This window comes from Kitasatospora sp. NBC_01302, assembly GCF_035976515.1.
In the GTDB taxonomy this organism is placed as follows: domain Bacteria; phylum Actinomycetota; class Actinomycetes; order Streptomycetales; family Streptomycetaceae; genus Kitasatospora.
The window spans coordinates 1,761,126-1,781,333 of record NZ_CP108404.1 but is presented as its reverse complement, the minus strand read 5'-3'; the positions used below and the strand labels follow the sequence as shown (position 1 = coordinate 1,781,333).

At 74.9% G+C, this 20,208-nt stretch carries 6 protein-coding genes (1 of these 6 cut by a window edge); 5 read left to right on the top strand and 1 reads right to left on the bottom strand.

Going from position 1 to position 20,208, the window contains the following annotated elements; translation table 11 throughout:
• Positions 1–23 precede the first annotated feature (23 nt).
• Positions 24–827 carry a carbon-nitrogen hydrolase family protein gene (locus OG294_RS07425; protein ID WP_327065622.1) on the bottom strand — a complete coding sequence of 268 codons (804 nt, stop codon included), beginning with the start codon at positions 825–827 and terminating at the stop codon, positions 24–26.
• A gap of 298 nt (positions 828–1,125) precedes the next feature.
• Between OG294_RS07425 and OG294_RS07420 the strand changes: the two genes are divergently transcribed.
• From OG294_RS07420 to OG294_RS07400, 5 genes are all read left to right on the top strand, one after another.
• Entirely contained in the window at positions 1,126–2,013 is an 888-nt protein-coding gene (locus tag OG294_RS07420) for an ACP S-malonyltransferase (protein ID WP_327065621.1), read from the top strand.
• Between the two features lie 271 nt (positions 2,014–2,284).
• Positions 2,285–3,721: a class I adenylate-forming enzyme family protein gene (locus OG294_RS07415; RefSeq protein ID WP_327065620.1), complete on the top strand. Its 1,437-nt coding sequence runs from the start codon at positions 2,285–2,287 to the stop codon at positions 3,719–3,721.
• A gap of 92 nt (positions 3,722–3,813) precedes the next feature.
• Positions 3,814–4,314, top strand: a complete 501-nt coding sequence (locus OG294_RS07410) for a PH domain-containing protein (RefSeq protein WP_327065619.1) — start codon at positions 3,814–3,816, stop codon at positions 4,312–4,314.
• The gene (locus tag OG294_RS07405) at positions 4,311–5,948 is read left to right on the top strand and encodes a PH domain-containing protein (RefSeq protein ID WP_327065618.1); all 1,638 of its coding nucleotides are present in this window, start codon (positions 4,311–4,313) and stop codon (positions 5,946–5,948) included. The genes OG294_RS07410 and OG294_RS07405 overlap by 4 nt, the downstream gene beginning before the upstream one ends.
• A gap of 249 nt (positions 5,949–6,197) precedes the next feature.
• Positions 6,198–20,208: the start of a type I polyketide synthase gene (locus tag OG294_RS07400; protein ID WP_327065617.1), read on the top strand. 21,554 nt of this gene lie beyond the right edge of the window; 14,011 of the gene's 35,565 nt are visible here — the first part of the coding sequence; the start codon lies at positions 6,198–6,200; the stop codon falls past the right edge of the window.

The window sequence follows — 20,208 nt, the reverse complement described above, 5'->3', positions numbered from 1 at the left end:
CTTTCGGGACCCGGCTCGCGCGGTCAGCCCAGGCGGTCGGGCAGGCCCTGGTAGAGCTCGGGGCGCCGGTCATGGAGGTAGGGAGTGTCGCGGCGCGCCTTGGCCACCACCGCCGGGTCGATCTCGGCCAGGAGCAGGCCCTCGGTGGGCTCCTCCCGGGTGAGCCGGGTGCCGTCCGGGGCCGCCACGGTGCTCAGCCCGCAGAAGTCCAGGCCGCCGCGCTCGCCGATCCAGTTGGCGTAGGCGATGTAGAGCTGGCTCTCGAAGGCTCTGGCGGGCACCAGGGTGCGCGCGACCACGTGCCAGGGGTTCATCAGTGCGGTCGGCACCAGCAGCAGTTGGGTGCCGGCCAGGGCGTGGGCCCGGACGGCCTCCGGGAACTCGACGTCGTAGCAGATCAGCAGACCGACCGTCAGTTCGCCGAGCCGCGCCTGCACCACGCCGTTGTCGCCCGGCACGAACCGGGACCGGTCCACCTCGCCGAACAGGTGCGCCTTGCGGTAGCCGGCCAGCGGGACGCCCTCGGCGGAGACGAGCCGGCTCGCGTTGTAGACCGCGTCCCCGTCGCTCTCCGGCCAGCCGTACAGCAGCGCGATGCGGTGCTCGCGGGCGATCCCGGCCACTGCGGCGCCGTGCCGGCCACCGGCCGGTTCACGGGCCTCGGCCAGCATGCCGGGCCGCAGCGGGTAGCCGCCCACGGTCATCTCCGGGGCGACCAGCAGCTCCGCGCCCGCCTCGGCCGCCTGCCGGGCCGCCGTCCGAAGCCGCTCCAGCAGGTGCGGAACGTCGGGGGAGCCGCACGCGGCCTGCCAGCAAGCAATTCTCATCGCGGGCTTCCTCGTGGTGCGGTGGAATCATCGGCAGCGGAATCATCCGGGACGGGCATTGCCGCCGCCGAAGCTATGGGTGTCCGAATAATCCGGGCAACCCCTAACGTGCCCCTAGGGCGGCGTTCGGGTCGGCGGTGAAAGGCGCGCCGGCGCACGGGGAGAAGGGGGCCTAGGGGTCGGACAGGGGTGGCGGGGATTGTCCCTGCCGATAGGTTCGGGGCGACCGACACGGCCGAGAGAACGGGCTGACATGACGACCGGTGAGCCGGGTAGCAGCGCTATCGTCTTTCCCGCCATGGGCCCGTCGCGATTCGCCGACTTCGGTCGGTTCATGGTGGTCAACAGGCAGGCCAGAAAACGCTTTGCGATCGCCGACGAGGTACTCGGCTACCGGATCTTCGACGCCCTGCGGCAGAGCGAGGACGACTATGCCGAGGTCGCACAGATCACCTCGTTCGTCGCCTCGCTCGCCCTGGTCGAGTGGGGCGGCGCGCAACTGCCGGGCCCGGTCGACCATTGCGCGGGGGTGAGCTTCGGCAAGATGGCCGCCGCCGCGCACGCGGGTGTGCTGCCGTTCGAGGAGTGCGTGCTGCTGGTCGCCGAACTCGCCCGCTGCGAGCGCGAGTACTTCGCCGAGCAGCACACCGGGATCGTCACCCACTCCTTCGTGAAGGTCGGCCCGGCCGCCCTCGACGAGCTGCTGGCCGAACTGGCCGTGGCCGACGAGTGGTTCGAGATCTCCTCGTACCTGGACCACGACATGCACATGGTGTCCCTCGACGAGCGGGCGCTGGAGGGCTTCAAGCAGCGGATCGGTGCGGTCGGCGGCTACTCCCTCTACACCATGCGCCCGCCCGCTCACGCGGCGATCTTCGCCCCGCTGCGTGAGCGGATCGACCAGGAGGTGCTCGGCGGCCACCGGTTGCGCGATCCGCTGCTGCCGATCGTCTCCGACCAGGACGGCTCGCTGGTCACCACCGCCGAGCAGGCCCGGGAGTGGATCCTGGGCGGCTACACCCGGCCGATGCGCTGGCCCGGCGTGGTGGACACGCTGGTCGCGCAGGGCGTGCGGCGCATCGCCATCGTCGGCCGGGACCGCCTGCTGCGCCGCCTCAAGTGCACCACCGAGAGCCTCACCGCCCTCACCCTCGCCCCGGAGTCGGCGCTCAAGCCCGGTGGTTGACCGGGCCGGGCCGCCGCGCCGGTGGCCGCACCGCCCGGACGGAATCCGCGGGCGGCGCTTTCGCCGTGCCCAACCCACTTATGGATGTGGGTAGTTGACGGTCGGCCGACTGGGGTCGGTTAGGGGTTCCGGCCCCTGCCGGGTGCTCGGTAGCCTCCGGTTACGTGCGGGCCCGGCCCGCCCCGAATCCCCCTTTGACACCACCCCCGGCCGCCCGGGCATGCGGGCGGCCGCGGTGGGCCGCCGAGCACGAGAAGGATGAGTGGAGCCGATGCCGGCCAAGATCCTCGCGGAGAACTCCGCAGCGACGCTCGCCGAGTTCGAGCAGGACACCCTGCGGATCGCCCAGGTCCTGCGGGAGCGGGGCGTGGGACTGGGCGACCGGGTACTGCTGAAGGCCGGCAACTCGATCGCCTATGTCTCGGTCCTCTTCGCCCTGATGCACCTGGGCGCCTCGGTGGTGCTGGTGGACCAGCAGGAGAAGCAGGAGGCCACCGGCTCGATCATCCGGCGGGCCGGCACCAAGCTGGTCCTGGTGGACGACGACGCCCCGGTGCCGGCCGACACCGAGCCCGTCTACCTCTACGAACTGATCTCCGCCGCACCCGACTTGGCGGTCACCGAGGAGCGGCTCTCGTTCGACGCCTGGTCCGACCTGGACGACGCGCTGATCATGTGGTCCTCCGGGTCGACCGGCGAGCCCAAGGGCATCGTCAAGAACGGCGGCCGGATGCTGGCCAACCTGGAGCGCAACGCCCGGCACATGGGCCACCGCGCCGACGACGTCCTGCTGCCGCTGCTGCCCTTCTCGCACCAGTACGGCCTGTCGATGGTGCTGATCGCCTGGATCGTCCAGGGGTCACTGGTGATCGCCCCCTACAAGCGCGCCGACCGGGCGCTGCGGATGGCCGGGCACTCGGGCGCCACCGTGCTGGACGCGACCCCGGCCAGCTACCGCAGCATGCTGAACATCATCGGCCAGAAGCCCTCCCTGGCCGGGGCGTTGCGCACGGTGCGGATGTTCTGCAGCGGCGCCGCCCCGCTCGACCAGTCGTTGGTGGAGCGCTACGTCGAACGCTTCGGCCTGCCGCTGCTGGACAGCTACGGCAGCACCGAGGCGGGCAACGTGGCCTTCGCCACCAGCGACAACGCCGTCTCCTGCGGGCAGGTCATGGACGGCCTGCGGGTGCGGGTGGTGGACGACGAGGAGAACGAGGTGCCGGCCGGCGAGGTGGGCGAACTGCTCGTTGAGACACCGGACGTGATGGTCGGCTACCTCACCCCGGACGGCGGGATCGACCCGGTGGACCAGCGCGTCTTCCGCACCGGGGACCTCGGCTACCTCGACGCGGCGGGCAACCTCTTCGTGCTGGGCCGCAAGTTCGCGGTGCACCGCAACGGCTACACGCTCTACCCCGAGATCGTCGAGCGCAAGGCGGCGGCCGGCGGCTGCTCGGTGCGGATCGTGCCGCTGCCGGACGAGCGCCGCGGCAGCAGCCTGGTCTTCTTCGTGGAGGACGAGCAGCAGCGCGACGCCGCCCACTGGCGCGCGGTGCTGGGCGAGTTGCTGCCGGCCTACGAGCAGCCCAACCGGGTGATCGTGGTGGAGCAGTTCCCGCTCAACCGCAACGGCAAGCCGGACAAGCGCCGGATGACGGAGCTCGCCGAAAACGCAAGTAATATGACGACTCATCGGGATATCGCCTGATCGATCGTCCGGGCGGCGGGGCGCCAGTCGCCGGGCCGCCTCCTTGCCCCGCAGCCGGCCGGCCGCGGCCCCCGAGCGGGAGGAACGACACCGTGCCCCACTCCGACGGACCTCGCCTGCGCCCGCCCCGCCACCGGGTCGAGCGCCGGGCCATCGCCTGGTGGGTGGTGCGGGCCGCACTGATCCCGATGCCCACCGCGCTGGTGCTGGGCGTGCTCGACCTGCTCATCCCGCCGGCCCGGTTCGTCTTCGGCCCGCTCTTCCTGGCCGTCCTGCTGCCCGGACTCTGCTACCTGGTCGTCATGCCGCTGTGGCGCTACCGGGTGCACCGCTGGGAGACCACCGACCAGGCCGTCTACACCGCCTCCGGCTGGCTCTGGCAGCGCCGGCGGGTGGCGCCGCTGTCGCGGATCCAGACCGTGGACACCGTGCGCGGCCCGCTGGAGCAGCTCTTCGGGCTCAGCGCCGTCAAGGTCACCACGGCCTCCGTCGCGGGCGCCGTGACCATCCGGGGGCTGGACCGGCACCGGGCCGCCGAGGTCGTGGAGCACCTGACCGCCGTCACCCAGGCCACCCCGGGGGACGCGACGTGAGCACCGGCACCCAGGAACCGGCCGGGACGGCCGGGACCGCAGGGAGCGCAGGGAGCGCCGACACCGCCGGGACGACGGACGGCGCCGCAGCCGCCGGGCCCACCCGGCCCGCCGAGGCCGCCCAGCCCAACGAGCCCGCCTGGCAGCGGCTCAGTCCGCGGCTGATCCCGGTCCACCTGGCCTGGCTGGCCCTGCCCGCCTTCACCACCCTCGCCACCCTGCTCGGCACCGGCGGCCGGCCCGGCCTGCAGGCGCTGATCACCCTCGCCTCGCTCACCACGGCCTTCCTGGTGGTGGCCGGCCTCAACCTGACCCGGCTGCTGACCACCGGCTACCGGATCACCACCGAGCGGCTGGAGCTGCGCTCGGGCCTGCTCTTCCGCAGCCGCCGCGCCGTCCCGCTGGAGCGCATCCGCAGCGCGGACATCACCGCCCGTCCGCTGCACCGCCTGCTCGGGCTCGCCACCGTCAGCATCGGCGCCGGTGCGCACGGCGGCTCGGCCGGCCGGGCGCTGCGGCTGGACGGCGTCACCGCGGTCCAGGCCGGCGCGCTGCGCCAGGACCTGCTCAACCGCCGGGCCACCCTGATCGCCCAGCGGCCCGGCGAGCCGGGCCCCGAGGCGCCGCCGCCGCTCGCCGAACTGTCCTGGCAGTGGCTGCGCTACGCCCCGCTCACCATCTGGGGGGTCGGCAGCCTCTTCGCGCTCCTCGGCACCGCCTACAAGATCCTGCACGACCTGGGTGTCGACCCGCTGAAGCTGGGCCTGGTGCACGGGCTGACCACCGCCTTCACCGCCGTGCCGCTGTGGCTCGCGCTGCCGCTGGCGCTGCTGCTGGTGGCCGTGCTCGGCACGCTGGCCGCGGTCGGCCAGTACCTCGAAGGCTGGTACGGCTACCGCCTGGAGCGCGAGGAGGGCGGCATCCTGCGGGTGCGGCGCGGGCTGTGGATCCACCGCTCGGTCTCCATCGAGGAACGCCGGCTGCGCGGCGTCGAACTGGTCGAACCGTTCCTGCTGCGCCGCGCCGGCGGTGCGCGGCTGAACGCCATCGCCACCGGCCTCGGCAGCGCCGAGGAGAACCGTACCCGCGGCGCCCTGCTGCCGGCCGCGCCGCGCGCGCACGCCCTGCGGGTGGTCGGCGCACTGCTGCCGGACGATCAGCCGTCCCCGCTGACGGCCGCCTTGCGCCCGCACCCGGCGGCGGCCCGGCGGCGCCGGATCAACCGGGCGGTGGCGCTGGTCGCCCTCACCGCCGGAGCCCTGGCGCTGCCCGGCATCTGGCTGCCGGTGCTGCTGCCGGTCGCCGCCGCGGTCGCCGTCGTCCTGCTGCCCGTGGCGCTCTGGCTGGCCGTCGACGCCCACCGGGCGCTGGGCCACGCGCTGGTCGGCGACTACCTGGTGACCCGCGCGGGCACCTTCGCCCGGCGCACGGTCGCCCTGGAGCGCGCCGGGGTGATCGGCTGGAGCATCAGCCAGTCCCCGTTCCAGCGCCGCCTGGGGCTGCTCACGCTCACCGCGACCACGTCCGCGGGCGGCGGCGCCTACCGGGTGCGCGACGTGGGCGTGGCCGAGGGGCTCGCGTTCGCCGAGCAGGCCGTGCCGCGCCTGCTCGCCCCGTTCCTCGAAGCGGGCTGACCCGGGGCACGGCGCCGGCGCGCCGGTCCGGAAATGGCGGTTCCGGCATTACCGCAGCCGTCGGAGGGTATTTCCGCACGGCCGGCGCGGCTTTTCGGAAATGCCTTTTCCGGCGCCGGAATTCGGTCAGGGGTCGGCAGGGGATTGGGTAGGGGTGGCCGGGGGGCCGTAGGGGTTTCTGCTGCTCACCGGCGCTGGCAGGGTGGCTGACGGTGTTGGATACCGTCTGCTGGGTGGTGGAGCGCGATGATGAACCAGTCCGAGGGTCTCATTTCGGAGCCGGACGGTACGGGTGCCGGAAATACCGCGGCGCGGGCGTCCTGGGAACAGCGGCTGGCCGACCGTTCGGTGGCGGAGCAGCAGCGCCTGCTGCTGGCCCTGGTGCTGGACCAGGCGACGGAATCCCTGCGCGGAAAGCCCGCCGCCCCGGTCGAGGCCGACCGCCCGTTCCTGGAGCTCGGCTTCGACTCGCTGGCCGCCGTCGACCTGCACAGCCGGCTGGCCGCCGCCACCGGGCTGCGGCTGCCCGTCACCCTGGTCTTCGACCACCCCACCGCAGCCTCGCTCGCCCGCCACCTGCGCACCGAACTGCTGGGCCTGGCCGCCGACACCGGCACCGTGGTGCCGCTGGGCTCCGCCGACGACGAGCCGATCGCGATCGTCGCGATGGCCTGCCGGTTCCCCGGCGAGGCGAACTCGCCCGAGCGGCTGTGGCAGCTGGTGGCGGACGGCACCGACGCGATCTCCGCCTTCCCGGCCGGCCGCGGCTGGGACCTGGGCGGCCTCTACGACCCGGACCCCGACCACCCCGGCACCAGCTACGCCCAGGCCGGCGGGTTCCTGCACGACGCCGACACCTTCGACCCCGGCTTCTTCGGCATCTCGCCGCGCGAGGCGCTGGCGATGGACCCGCAGCAGCGCCTGCTCCTGGAGACCTCCTGGGAGGCCTTCGAGCGCGCCGGCATCGACCCCACCACCCTGCGCGAGTCGCGCACCGGCGTCTTCATCGGCGCCGAGGCGCAGGACTACGGCCCGCGCCTGCACGAGGCCACCGAGGGCCTGGAGGGCTACCTGGTCACCGGCAGCGCGCTGAGCGTCGCCTCGGGCCGGCTCTCCTACACCTTCGGCTTCCAGGGCCCGGCCGTCACCATCGACACCGCCTGCTCCTCCTCGCTGGTCGCCCTGCACCTCGCGGTGCAGTCGCTGCGCCGCGGCGAGTGCGGCGTGGCGCTGGCCGGCGGCGTGGCCGTGATGGCCAACCCCGGCTCCTTCATCGCCTTCAGCCGCCAGCGCGGCCTGGCCCCCGACGGCCGCTGCAAGCCCTTCGCGCAGGCCGCCGACGGCACCGCCTGGGGCGAGGGCGTCGGCATGCTGCTGGTCGAGCGGCTCTGCGACGCCGAGCGCAACGGCCACCCGGTGCTCGCCGTGGTGCGCGGCACCGCGATCAACCAGGACGGCGCGTCGAACGGCCTGACCGCCCCGAACGGCCCCGCCCAGCAGCGCGTCATCCGCCAGGCCCTGGCCGACGCCCGCCTGACGCCCGCCGAGGTCGACGCCGTGGAGGCGCACGGCACCGGCACCACCCTCGGCGACCCGATCGAGGCCCAGGCGCTGCTCGCCACCTACGGCCAGCAGCGCCCCGAACACCCGCTGTACCTGGGCTCGCTGAAGTCCAACATCGGCCACACCCAGGCCGCCGCCGGCATCGGCGGCGTGATCAAGATGGTGATGGCGATGCGGCACGGCGTGCTGCCGCGCACCCTGCACGTCGACCGGCCCAGCGAGCACGTGGACTGGAGCGCGGGCGCGGTCGAGCTGCTCACCGAGGCGCTGCCCTGGCCGGAGCTGGACCGCCCGCGCCGGGCCGCCGTCTCCTCCTTCGGCATGAGCGGCACCAACGCGCACGCCGTCATCGAGCAGGCCCCGGCCGCCGCCGCGGAGCCGGTCACCGCCGCGCCCGCGGCCGTCACCCCGGCCGTGCTGCCCTGGGCGCTGTCCGCCCGGACCCCCGAGGCGCTGCGCGGCCAGGCCGAGCGGCTGCTCGCCCACCTGGCCGCCCACCCCGGGCAGCGCCCGGCCGACCTCGGCCACTCGCTGGCCACCACCCGGGCCGGCTTCGAGCACCGCGCGGTGCTGCTGGCCGGTGAGCGCGCGGACTTCGAACGGGCGCTGCGGGCCCTGGCCGACGGCGGCGAGCTGCCCGGACTGGTCCGGGGCACCCCGGTGGCCGGCCGCACGGCGTTCCTCTTCACCGGCCAGGGCAGCCAGCGCCTGGCGATGGGCCGCGAGCTGTACGCGACCTTCCCGGTCTTCGCCACGGCGCTCGACCAGGCCTGCGGCCACCTGGACCTGCAGCTGGACCGCCCGCTGCGCGAGGTGCTGTTCGCCGCCGAGGGCTCCGAGGAGGCCGGGCTGCTGCACCTGACCGCCTACACCCAGCCCGCGCTCTTCGCCGTCGAGGTGGCGCTCTTCCGGCTGGCCGAATCCTGGGGCCTGACCCCGGACGTCCTGGCCGGCCACTCGATCGGCGAACTGGCCGCCGCGCACGCGGCCGGCGTCCTCAGCCTGGCGGACGCGGCGCTGCTGGTCGCCGCCCGTGGCCGCCTGATGCAGGAACTGCCCGGCGGCGGCGCCATGCTGGCCGTCCAGGCCACCGAGGCCGAGGTGCTGGCGCTGCTCGCCGACCGCGCGGACGTCGCCGTCGCCGCCGTCAACGGGCCCCGGGCCGTGGTGATCGCGGGCGACGAGGACGCGGTGGCGGCCCTCGCCGAGCAACTGCGCACCGAGGGGCGCAAGGTCAAGCGCCTGCAGGTCAGCCACGCCTTCCACTCCCCGCGGATGGACGCGATGCTGGACGAGTTCCGGCGCTGCGCCCAGGTGGTGACCTACCGCGCCCCGAAGATCCCGATCGTCTCGACGCTGGACCAGGGCGCCGACCTGACGGACCCCGAGTACTGGGTGCGCCACGTCCGCGAGGCCGTCCGCTTCGCCGACGCCGTCGAGACGCTGGAGCGCGAAGGCGTGCGCACCTTCGTCGAGGTGGGTCCGGACGGCGTGCTGTCCGCGATGGGCCAGGAGTGCGTCACCGAGCCGGTCGCCTTCCTGCCGCTGCTGCGGGCCGGGCGCCCCGAGGTCCACAGCTTCACCGCCGCGCTGGCCCAGGCCCAGGTGCGCGGCAGCGTGCTCGACTGGGACGGCGTCTTCGCCGGCCAGCAGGCCGTCCGGGTCGAGCTGCCCACCTACGCCTTCCAGCGCGAGCGCTACTGGCTGGAGAGCGGCAGCCCGCTCGGCGACGTCGCCGCGATCGGCCAGGGCAGCGCCGACCACCCGCTGCTGGGCGCCGCGGTGGCGCTGGCCGACGTCGACGGCTTCCTCTTCACCGGCCGCCTCGCCCTGGACACCCACCCGTGGCTGGCCGACCACGCGGTGCGGGGCACCGTGCTGCTGCCCGGCACCGCCTTCGTCGACCTGGCGATCCGGGCCGGGGACCAGGTCGGCTGCGACCTGGTCGAGGAACTCACCCTGGAGGCCCCGCTGCTGCTGCCCGAGCAGGGCGGCGTGCAGCTGCAGATCGTGGTCAGCGGCGCCGACGAGCACGGCAGCCGCTCGCTCAGCCTGCACTCGCGGATCGAGGGCGCCCCGGCCGAGGAGCCGTGGACCCGGCACGCCACCGGCGTGCTCGGCGCCGGGGCCGCGCCGGCCGGCTTCGAGCTGACCGCCTGGCCGCCGGCCGGCGCCCGCGCCGTCGACGTCGAGCAGCTGCGCACCGGCCTGATCGAGGCCGGCTTCGGCTACGGGCCCACCTTCCAGGGCCTGCGGGCCGCCTGGCTGCGCGGCAGCGAGATCTTCGCCGAGATCGCGCTGCCCACCGGCACCGAGGAGGACGCCGACCGGTTCGGCCTGCACCCCGCGCTGCTGGACGCCGCCCTGCATGCGCTCGGCGCCGCTGACGGCGCTGACGGCTCCGAGCGCTCCGACGGTGCGCTGCGCGGCGGTCTGCCGTTCAGCTGGACCGGCGTCGCCCTGCACGCCACCGGCGCCGCCGCGCTGCGGGTGCGGGTCGTGCCGCTGGGCCAGGGCGAGGTGGCGCTCGAACTCGCCGACGGCACCGGCGCGCCGGTGATGTCGGTGCGCTCGCTGGCGCTGCGCGAGATCTCCGCCGAGCAGCTGGGCGCCGCCCGCGCCGCGCACCACGAGGCGCTCTTCCGGGTGGAGTGGACGGCGCTGCCCGTCCCCGCCGGTGCTCCCGTCCCCGCCACCGCGCCCGCGCCCGGCCGGTGGGCCGCGCTCGGCGCCTTCGCCGGGGCCGAGACCTTCGCCGACCTGGCGGCGGTGGCGGCGGCCGAGGTGGTGCCGGAGGCGGTGTTCGTGCCGTGTGCGCCGCGCGGCGGCGAGCCGTCGGCGGACGCGGTGCGGGAGGTGACGCACCGGGTGCTGGGCCTGGTGCAGGACTGGCTCGCCGAGGAGCGGTTCGCCGACTCGCGCCTCGTCCTGGTGACCCGGGGTGCGGTCGCGCCGCTGGCGGGGGAGGAGCCGGCCGACCCGGCGCACGCCGCGGTCTGGGGCCTGATCCGCTCCGCGCAGGCGGAGAACCCCGATCGGTTCGTGCTGCTGGACCTGGACGACGCCTCGGCGGCCGCCCTGCCGGCCGCGCTGGTCTCCGGCGAGCCGGAGCTGGCACTGCGTCAGGGAGCTTGCTACGTCAGCAGGTTGGTGCGGGTCGCAGGAGACGACGCGCTCACCGAGCCGGCCGGCGCGGTCGCCTGGCGGCTGGACATCCCGGTCAAGGGAACGCTGGACAACCTGGCGCTGGTCGAGTACCCGGCGGCCGTCGCGCCGCTGGAGGCGGGCCAGGTCCGGATCGGCGTGCGCGCGGCCGGTCTGAACTTCCGTGACGTGCTCAACGCGCTGGGCATGTACCCGGGCAACGCCGGCCTGTTGGGCCTGGAGGGCGCGGGCGTCGTCCTGGAGGTGGCGCCGGACGTCACCGATCTCGCCGTCGGCGAGCGGGTGTTCGGCATCCTGTCCGGCGGCTTCGCGCCCATTGCGGTGACGGACCGCCAGCAGATCGCCCGGATGCCGCAGCAGTGGACCTTCGCGCAGGCCGCCTCGGTGCCGCTGGTCCACCTGACCGCCTACTACGCGCTGGTGGACCTCGCGGACCTGCGGGCGGGCGAGTCGGTGCTGATCCACGCGGCGGCCGGTGGTGTGGGCATGGCGGCGGTGCAACTGGCCCGGCACCTGGGTGCGGAGGTCTACGGCACCGCGAGTGCGGGCAAGTGGGACGCGCTGCGTGAGCTCGGTCTGGACGACGAGCACATCGCCTCCTCGCGTGACCTGGACTTCGAGGAGCGGTTCCGCGCGGCCACCGGTGGCCGGGGCGTGGACGTGGTGCTCGACTCGCTGGCGCGGGAGTTCGTGGACGCCTCGCTGCGGCTGCTGCCGCGCGGCGGGCGGTTCGTGGAGATGGGCAAGACGGACGTCCGCGACCCGGAGCAGGTGGCGGCCGAGCACCCGGGGGTGCGCTACCAGGGCTTCGACCTGATCGAGGCCGGACCCGAGCGCACCGGCAAGATGCTCGCCGCCGTCCTCGCGCTCTTCGAGCAGGGGGCGCTGACGCACCTGCCGATCGCGACCTGGGACATCCACCGCGCGCCGGAGGCCTTCCGCTTCGTCTCGCAGGCCAAGCACATCGGCAAGGTCGTCCTGACCGTCCCGGCCCCGCTGGACCCGGACGGCACCGTGCTGATCACCGGTGCGACCGGCACCCTCGGGGCGCTGGCCGCCCGGCACCTGGTCACCGAGCACGGCGCCCGCCACCTGCTGCTCACCAGCCGGCGCGGCCTCCAGGCCCCGGGCGCGGCCGAACTCGTCGCCGAGCTGGAGCAGTTGGGCGCCACCGTGACGGTCGCGGCCGGTGACGCGGCCGACCGCGCCGCACTCGCCGCGCTGCTCGGCTCACTGCAGCGCCCGCTCACCGCCGTCATCCACACCGCCGGCGTGCTCGACGACGGCGTGCTCTCCTCGCTCACGCCCGAGCGGCTCGACGCCGTGCTGCGCCCCAAGGTGGACGCGGCGCTCAACCTGCACGAGCTGACCGCCGGGCTCGACCTGTCGGCCTTCGTGCTCTACTCCTCGAACGCCGCCACGCTCGGCGGCGCGGGGCAGGCCAACTACGCGGCTGCCAACGCCTTCCTGGACGCGCTGGCCACCCACCGGACCCAGCGCGGCCTGCCCGCCCTCTCCCTCGCCTGGGGCCCCTGGGCCGAGGGCGGCATGGCCGGCACCCTGGACGCCGCCGACCTCCAGCGCCTGGCCCGCGACGGCATGCGCGGCCTGACCAACGCCGAGGGCCTGGCCCTGCTCGACACCGCCGCCGGCCTCGGCCGGGCCGCCCTGCTGCCGATGCACCTCGACGTGACCGCGCTGCGCACCCGGGCCGCCACCGGCGCACTGCCCGCCCTGCTGCGCGGCCTGGTCCGCACCCCGGCCCGGCGCACCGCCCAGGCCGGTGCGGGTGGCGGCTCGGAGCTGCTGCGCCGCCTGGCCGGCCTGCCCGAGGCCGAGCTGGAGCGCGAGCTGCTCGAAGTCCTGCGGGTGCGGGTGGCCGCCGTGCTGGGCCACGCCTCGCCCGAGGTGATCGAGGCCGGCCGGGCGTTCAAGGAGCTCGGCTTCGACTCGCTGACCTCCGTCGAGCTGCGCAACGCGCTCAACACGGCCACCGGCCTGCGGCTGCCGCCCACCCTGATCTTCGACTACCCGACCCCGGCCGCCCTCGCCGAGTACCTGCGCAGCCAGATCGCCGGTGCCCAGCAGCCGGCCACCGCCACCGGCGCGCCGGCCCCCGCCCGTGCGTCCGACGAGGCGATCGCCATCATCGGCATGGCCTGCCGCTACCCGGGCGGCGTGCGCTCGCCGGAGGACCTCTGGCGGCTGGTCACCGGCGGGACCGACGCGATCGGCGCGTTCCCGGCCGGGCGTGGCTGGGACCTGGAGCACCTCTTCGACCCGGACCCGGACCACCACGGCACCAGCTACGTCGACCAGGGCGGCTTCCTGCACGACGTCGGTCTGTTCGACCCCGCGTTCTTCGGCATCTCGCCGCGCGAGGCGCTCGCCATGGACCCGCAGCAGCGCCTGCTGCTCGAGACCTCCTGGGAGGCGATCGAGCGGGCCGGCCTCGACCCGGCCGCCCTGCACGGCAGCCGCACCGGCGTCTTCGCGGGCGTGATGAGCAGCGACTACGCCACCCGGATCGGCGCCGTGCCGGAGGGCGTCGAGGGCTACCTCGGCACCGGCACGGCCGGCAGCGTCGCCTCCGGGCGGATCGCCTACACCCTGGGCCTGGAGGGCCCGGCGGTCTCGGTCGACACCGCGTGCTCCTCCTCGCTGGTCGCCCTGCACCTGGCCGTGCAGGCGCTGCGCCAGGGCGAGTGCACGATGGCGCTCGCCGGTGGTGCCACCGTGATGGCGACACCCGAGGCGTTCATCGACTTCAGCCGCCAGCGCGGCCTGGCCGCCGACGGCCGCTGCAAGGCCTTCTCGGACGCGGCCGACGGGACCGGCTGGGGCGAGGGCGTCGGCATGCTGCTGGTCGAGCGGCTCTCGGACGCCCGGCGCAACGGCCACCCGGTGCTCGCCGTGGTGCGCGGCACCGCGATCAACCAGGACGGCGCGTCGAACGGCCTGACGGCGCCGAACGGTCCCGCCCAGCAGCGCGTCATCCGCCAGGCCCTGGCCGACGGCGGTCTGACGCCCGCCGAGGTCGACGCGGTGGAGGCGCACGGCACCGGCACCGCGCTGGGCGACCCGATCGAGGCGCAGGCGCTGCTCGCCACCTACGGCCAGCAGCGCCCGGCCGAAGCCCCGCTCTGGCTGGGCTCGTTGAAGTCGAACATCGGCCACACCCAGGCGGCGGCCGGCGTCGGCGGCATCATCAAGATGGTCATGGCGATGCGGCACGGCATGCTGCCGCGCACCCTGCACGCCGACCGGCGCTCGGCGAACGTCGACTGGGCGGCCGGTGCGGTCGACCTGCTCACCGAGACCCGCGCGTGGCCCGAGACCGGCCGGCCGCGCCGGGCGGGCATCTCCTCCTTCGGGTTCAGCGGCACCAACGCCCACACCATCGTGGAGCAGGCACCCGTCGCCGAGGCCACGGCGGACACCGAGGCCCCGCGTCCGGTGCCCGCCGCCCTGCCGTGGCTGCTGTCGGCCCGCACCGCCGAGGCGCTGCGCGACCAGGCCCAGGCGCTGCTGACCCACCTGGAGGCCACGCCCGAGGCGACCACCGCCGACCTCGCCTACTCGCTGGCCACCGGCCGCGCGATGCTGGAGCACCGCGCGGTGCTGATCGGCGGCGAGCGTGCGGAGTTCGCCGCCGCGCTGGCGGCGCTGGCCGCCGGCGGCCCGAGCGCCGACGCGGTGCTCGGCACCGCCGGTGCGGCGGGCCGGACGGCGTTCCTGTTCACCGGTCAGGGCAGTCAGCGGGTCGGGATGGGTGCTGAACTGTATGGCGCGTTCCCGGTGTTCGCGGCGGCGTACGACGCGGTCCGCGGGGAGCTGGACCGGTATCTGGGGACGCCGCTGGCCGAGGCGGATGCGTTGTTGGACGAGACGGCGTACACGCAGCCGGCGTTGTTCGCGTTGGAGGTGGCGCTGTTCCGGTTGGTGGAGTCGTGGGGTGTGCGGCCGGACTTCCTGGCGGGGCACTCGATCGGTGAGTTGGCTGCGGCGCATGTGGCGGGGGTGCTGTCGCTGGCGGATGCGGCGCGGTTGGTGGTGGCGCGTGGTCGTCTGATGCAGGCGTTGCCGTCCGGTGGTGCGATGGTGGCGGTGCAGGCGGGCGAGGCGCAGGTGCTGCCGCTGCTGGAGGGCCGCTCGGATGTGGGTATCGCTGCTGTCAACGGGCCTTTGGCTGTGGTGCTTTCGGGTGCCGAGCGGGCGGTGCTGGAGGTGGCCGGGCAGCTGGGTTGCAAGACCAAGCGGCTGAGTGTCAGCCACGCGTTCCATTCGCCGTTGATGGAGCCGATGCTGGCGGAGTTCCGGGCCGTTGTCGCGGAGTTGGGCTTCGGCGCACCGACGATCCCGATCGTCTCCACCTTGGACCGGTCGGCGGACCTGACGGATCCCGAGTACTGGGTGCGTCATGTCCGTGAGGCGGTGCGCTTTGCGGATGCCGTCACGGCCCTGGAGGGCCAGGGTGTGCGCAGCTTCGTGGAGTTGGGCCCGGACGGTGTGCTGTCCGCGATGGGGCAGGAGAGCGTCTCCGTCGAGGGTGCCGTCTTCGTGCCGGTGCTGCGTGGCGAGCGCCCGGAGGTCCGCACGCTGACCACCGCGCTCGCCCGGCTCCAGGTGCGGGGCATCGCCGTGGACTGGCCGGCGTTCTTCGCGGGCACCGGTGCCCGCCGGGTCGACCTGCCCACCTACGCCTTCCAGCGCCAGTGGTACTGGCTGGAGAACGCCGCCACCCCGGCCCCGGGCGCGGCGCCGACCGATGCCGTGGACGCCGACTTCTGGGCGGCCGTCGACAGCGGTGACCTGGACACCCTCACCGCCGCTCTCGACCTGGGCGGCGACCAGCCGCTCAGCTCGGTGCTGCCCGCGCTCTCGGCCTGGCGCCGCAAGAGCCGCGAGCAGGCGACCGTGGACGGCTGGCGCTACCGGGCCGGGTGGCGGCCGGTGCGCGAGCCGGCCGCCCGCCCGGCGGTCGGCGACTGGCTGCTGGCCGTCCCGGCCGGCGCGGCCGAGGACGCCGCCACGCTCGCCGTGCTGCGGGCGCTGACCACGCGGGGCGTCGAGCCCCGCCTGGTCGAGCTCGGCGGCGGCGACACGCCGCGTGCGGCCGTGGCGCAGCTGCTGCGGGAGACGCTCGACGACCAGGTCTCGCCGGCCGGTGTGCTGTGGCTGCCCGCGCTCGACGGCGACCCGGCCCGCACCGCCACCGTGGTCCAGGCGCTGGGCGACGCGGGGATCACCGCGCCGCTCTGGTGCCTGACCCGCGGCGCCGTCTCGACCGGCCGGACGGACCGCACGGCCACCCCCGAGCAGGCCCGGCTCTGGGGCCTGGGCCGGGTGGTGGCGCTGGAGCACCCCGACCGCTGGGGCGGTCTGATCGACCTTCCGGTGACGCTGGACCAGCGCGCCCTCGCCCGGCTGGCCGGCGTGCTGGGCGGCGCCGAGGACCAGGTCGCCCTCCGGGCCTCGGGCCTGTTCGCCCGGCGCCTGGTGCGCTCCATGCGGGGCGAGGCCGTCGGCTGGCGGCCGTCCGGCACCGTGCTGGTCACCGGCGGCACGGGTGCGCTGGGTGCCGAGGTGGCGCGCTGGCTGGCCCGCAACGGCGCCGAGCAGCTGCTGCTCGCCGGCCGGCGCGGCCCGAACGCCCCGAGCGTGGACGAACTGACCGACGAGCTGGCCGCACTGGGTGCCACGGCGACGGTCGCGGCGTGCGACGTGGCCGACCGCGCGGCGCTGGCCGAGCTGTTGGCGGCCCACCCCGTCACCGCCGTCTTCCACACCGCCGGGGTGCTCGACGACGGCCTGCTCGACGACCTCACCGCCGAGCGGTTCGCCGCCGTGGCCCGGCCCAAGGTGGACGCCGCCCGCAACCTGCACGAACTGACCGGCGAGCTCAGCGCGTTCGTGCTCTTCTCCTCGATCGCGGGCACCATCGGCAGCGCGGGGCAGGCCAACTACGCGGCGGCCAACGCCTATCTGGACGCGCTCGTCGAGCAGCGCCGGGCCGACGGCCTGCCCGCCACCGCGATCGCCTGGGGCCCGTGGGCCCGGGGCGGCATGGCCGTTGACCCGGCCGTCGAGCAGCGGCTGCGCCGTGACGGCCTGCCGCCGATGGACCCGGCCCTGGCCGTCGCCGCCCTCCAGCAGGCCCTGGACCACGGCGACGGCGCCCTCATGGTGGCCGACCTCGCCTGGGACCGCTTCCTGCCGGGCTTCACCGCCGCCCGGCCCAGCGAGCTGTTCGGCGACCTCCCGGAGGCCCGGCCCGCCACCGGTGGCGCCACCGGCACGCTGCCGGGCACCGCCCCCGACACCCTGGCCGGCCGGCTCGCCGGCCTCGCCCCGGCCGACCAGCAGCGAGCCCTGCTCGACCTGGTCCGCAGCGCGGTCGCCGCCGTCCTGGCGCACGGCGACGCGGAGACGATCGAGTCGGGCCGGGCGTTCAAGGAGCTCGGCTTCGACTCGCTGACCGCCGTCGAACTGCGCAACCGGCTCGGCGCGGCCACCGGCCTGACCCTGCCGACCACCCTGGTCTACGACTACCCGACGGCCGCCGCGCTCGCCGGCCACCTGCACGCCGAACTGCTCGGCCGGCACACCGCCGCCGCGACGCCGGCCCTGCGCGCCGCGGGAGCCGAGGACGAGCCGATCGCCATCGTCGCGATGAGCTGCCGCTTCCCCGGCGGCGTCAGCAGCCCCGAGCAGCTCTGGCAGCTGCTCGTCGCGGGCACCGACGCGATGTCCGGCCTGCCGGAGGACCGCGGCTGGAACACCGACGCGCTCTACGACCCGGACCCGGAGCGGGTCGGAAAGATCTACACCCGCGAGGGCGGATTCCTCTACGACGCCGCCGAGTTCGACCCCGCCTTCTTCGGCATCTCGCCCCGCGAGGCGCTGGCGATGGACCCGCAGCAGCGCCTGCTCCTGGAGACCACCTGGGAGGCGTTCGAGCGGGCCGGCATCGACCCGGACACCCTGCGCGGCAGCCGGACCGGCGTCTTCGCGGGCACCAACGGCCAGGACTACCTCGCGCTGCTGATGAACTCGCCGGAGGAGCTGGAGGGCCACCTCGGCACCGGCACCTCCGCCAGCGTGCTGGCCGGCCGCCTCTCCTACACCTTCGGGCTGGAGGGCCCGGCGGTCACCGTCGACACCGCCTGCTCCTCCTCGCTGGTCGCGCTGCACCTCGCGGTGCAGGCGCTGCGCAACGGCGAGTGCACGCTCGCCGTGGCCGGCGGTGCGACCGTGATGGCCACCCCTGACACCTTCCTCGACTTCAGCCGCCAGCGTGGGCTGTCGGCCGACGGCCGCTGCAAGGCCTTCTCGGCCGCCGCCGACGGCACCGCGTGGGGCGAGGGCGCGGGCGTGCTGCTGGTCGAGCGGCTCTCGGACGCGCGGCGCAACGGGCACCCGGTGCTGGCGGTCGTGCGCGGCTCGGCGGTCAACCAGGACGGCGCGTCCAACGGTCTGACCGCCCCGAACGGCCCCGCCCAGCAGCGCGTCATCCGCCAGGCGCTGGCCGACGCCCGCCTGACGCCAGCCCAGGTCGACGCGGTGGAGGCGCACGGCACCGGCACCGCGCTGGGCGACCCGATCGAGGCGCAGGCGCTGCTCGCCACCTACGGCCAGGAGCGGGCGGCCGAAGCCCCGCTCTGGCTGGGCTCGTTGAAGTCGAACATCGGCCACACCCAGGCCGCCGCCGGTCTCGCCGGCGTCATCAAGATGGTCATGGCGATGCGCCACGGCGTGCTGCCCCGGACCCTGCACGCGGACGAGCCGACCCCGCACGTGGACTGGACGGCGGGCGCGGTCGCCCTGCTGACCGAGGCCACCACCTGGCCGGGGACCGGCGAGCCGCGCCGGGCGGGCGTCTCGTCCTTCGGGTTCAGCGGCACCAACGCCCATGTGGTCCTGGAGCAGGCGCCGGAGGCCGCCGAGCCGGTCGCCGGGGCGACGGTGTCGCCGTCGGTGCTGCCGGTGGTCCTCTCCGCGCGGGACGCGGAGGCGCTGCGTGCGCAGGCCGAGCGGCTGCTGTCGGCGGTCGCGGACGTCGAACTCGCCGACGCTGCCTACTCGCTGGCGACGACGCGTGCGGCCCTGGAGCAGCGTGCCGTGATCGTCGCCGGTGAGCGGGACGAACTGCTGGGCGGGCTGGCCGCGTTGGCGGCGGGGGAGTCGGTGGCGCAGGTCGTCACGGGCTCGGTGGTGGAGGGGCGGACGGCGTTCCTGTTCACTGGGCAGGGCAGTCAGCGGGCCGGGATGGGTGCTGAACTGTACGGCGCGTTCCCGGTGTTCGCGGCGGCGTACGACGCGGTCCGCGGGGAGCTGGACCGGTATCTGGGGACGCCGCTGGCCGAGGCGGATGCGTTGTTGGACGAGACGGCGTACACGCAGCCGGCGTTGTTCGCGTTGGAGGTGGCGCTGTTCCGGCTGGTGGAGTCGTGGGGTGTGCGGCCGGATTTCCTGGCGGGGCACTCGATCGGTGAGTTGGCTGCGGCGCATGTGGCGGGGGTGCTGTCGCTGGCGGATGCGGCGCGGTTGGTGGTGGCGCGTGGTCGTCTGATGCAGGCGTTGCCGTCCGGTGGTGCGATGGTGGCGGTGCAGGCGGGCGAGGCGCAGGTGCTGCCGCTGCTGGAGGGCCGCTCGGATGTGGGTATCGCTGCTGTCAACGGGCCTTTGGCCGTGGTGCTTTCGGGTGCCGAGCGGGCGGTGCTGGAGGTGGCCGGGCAGCTGGGTTGCAAGACCAAGCGGCTGAGTGTCAGCCACGCGTTCCATTCGCCGTTGATGGAGCCGATGCTGGCGGAGTTCCGGGCCGTCGTCGCGGAGTTGGGCTTCGGCGCGCCGACGATCCCGATCGTCTCCACCTTGGACCGGTCGGCGGACCTGACGGATCCCGAGTACTGGGTGCGTCATGTCCGTGAGGCGGTGCGTTTCGCGGATGCCGTCACGGCCCTGGAGGGCCAGGGTGTGCGCAGCTTCGTGGAGTTGGGCCCGGACGGTGTGCTGTCCGCGATGGGGCAGGAGAGCGTCTCCGTCGAGGGTGCCGTCTTCGTGCCGGTGCTGCGTGGCGAGCGCCCGGAGGTCCGCACGCTGACCACCGCGCTCGCCCGGCTCCAGGTGCGGGGCATCGCCGTGGACTGGCCGGCGTTCTTCGCGGGCACCGGTGCCCGCCGGGTCGACCTGCCCACCTACGCCTTCCAGCGCCGCCGCTTCTGGCCGCGCACGCCGATCACGGCCGCCGGTGACGTCGCATCGATCGGCCTCGGTGCGGCCGGTCACCCGCTGCTCGGCGCCAGCGTCGAACTGCCGGGCTCCGACGGCGTGGTGTTCGCCGGCCGGCTCTCGGTGCAGTCGCACCCGTGGCTCGCGGACCACGTCGTGATGGGCTCGATCCTGCTGCCGGGCACCGCCTTCGTGGAACTGGCGATCCGGGCCGGCGACCAGGTCGGCTGCGAGGTGCTGGAGGAGCTGACGCTGGAGGCTCCGCTCGTCCTGCCCGAGCGCGGCGGCGTCCAGCTCCGGC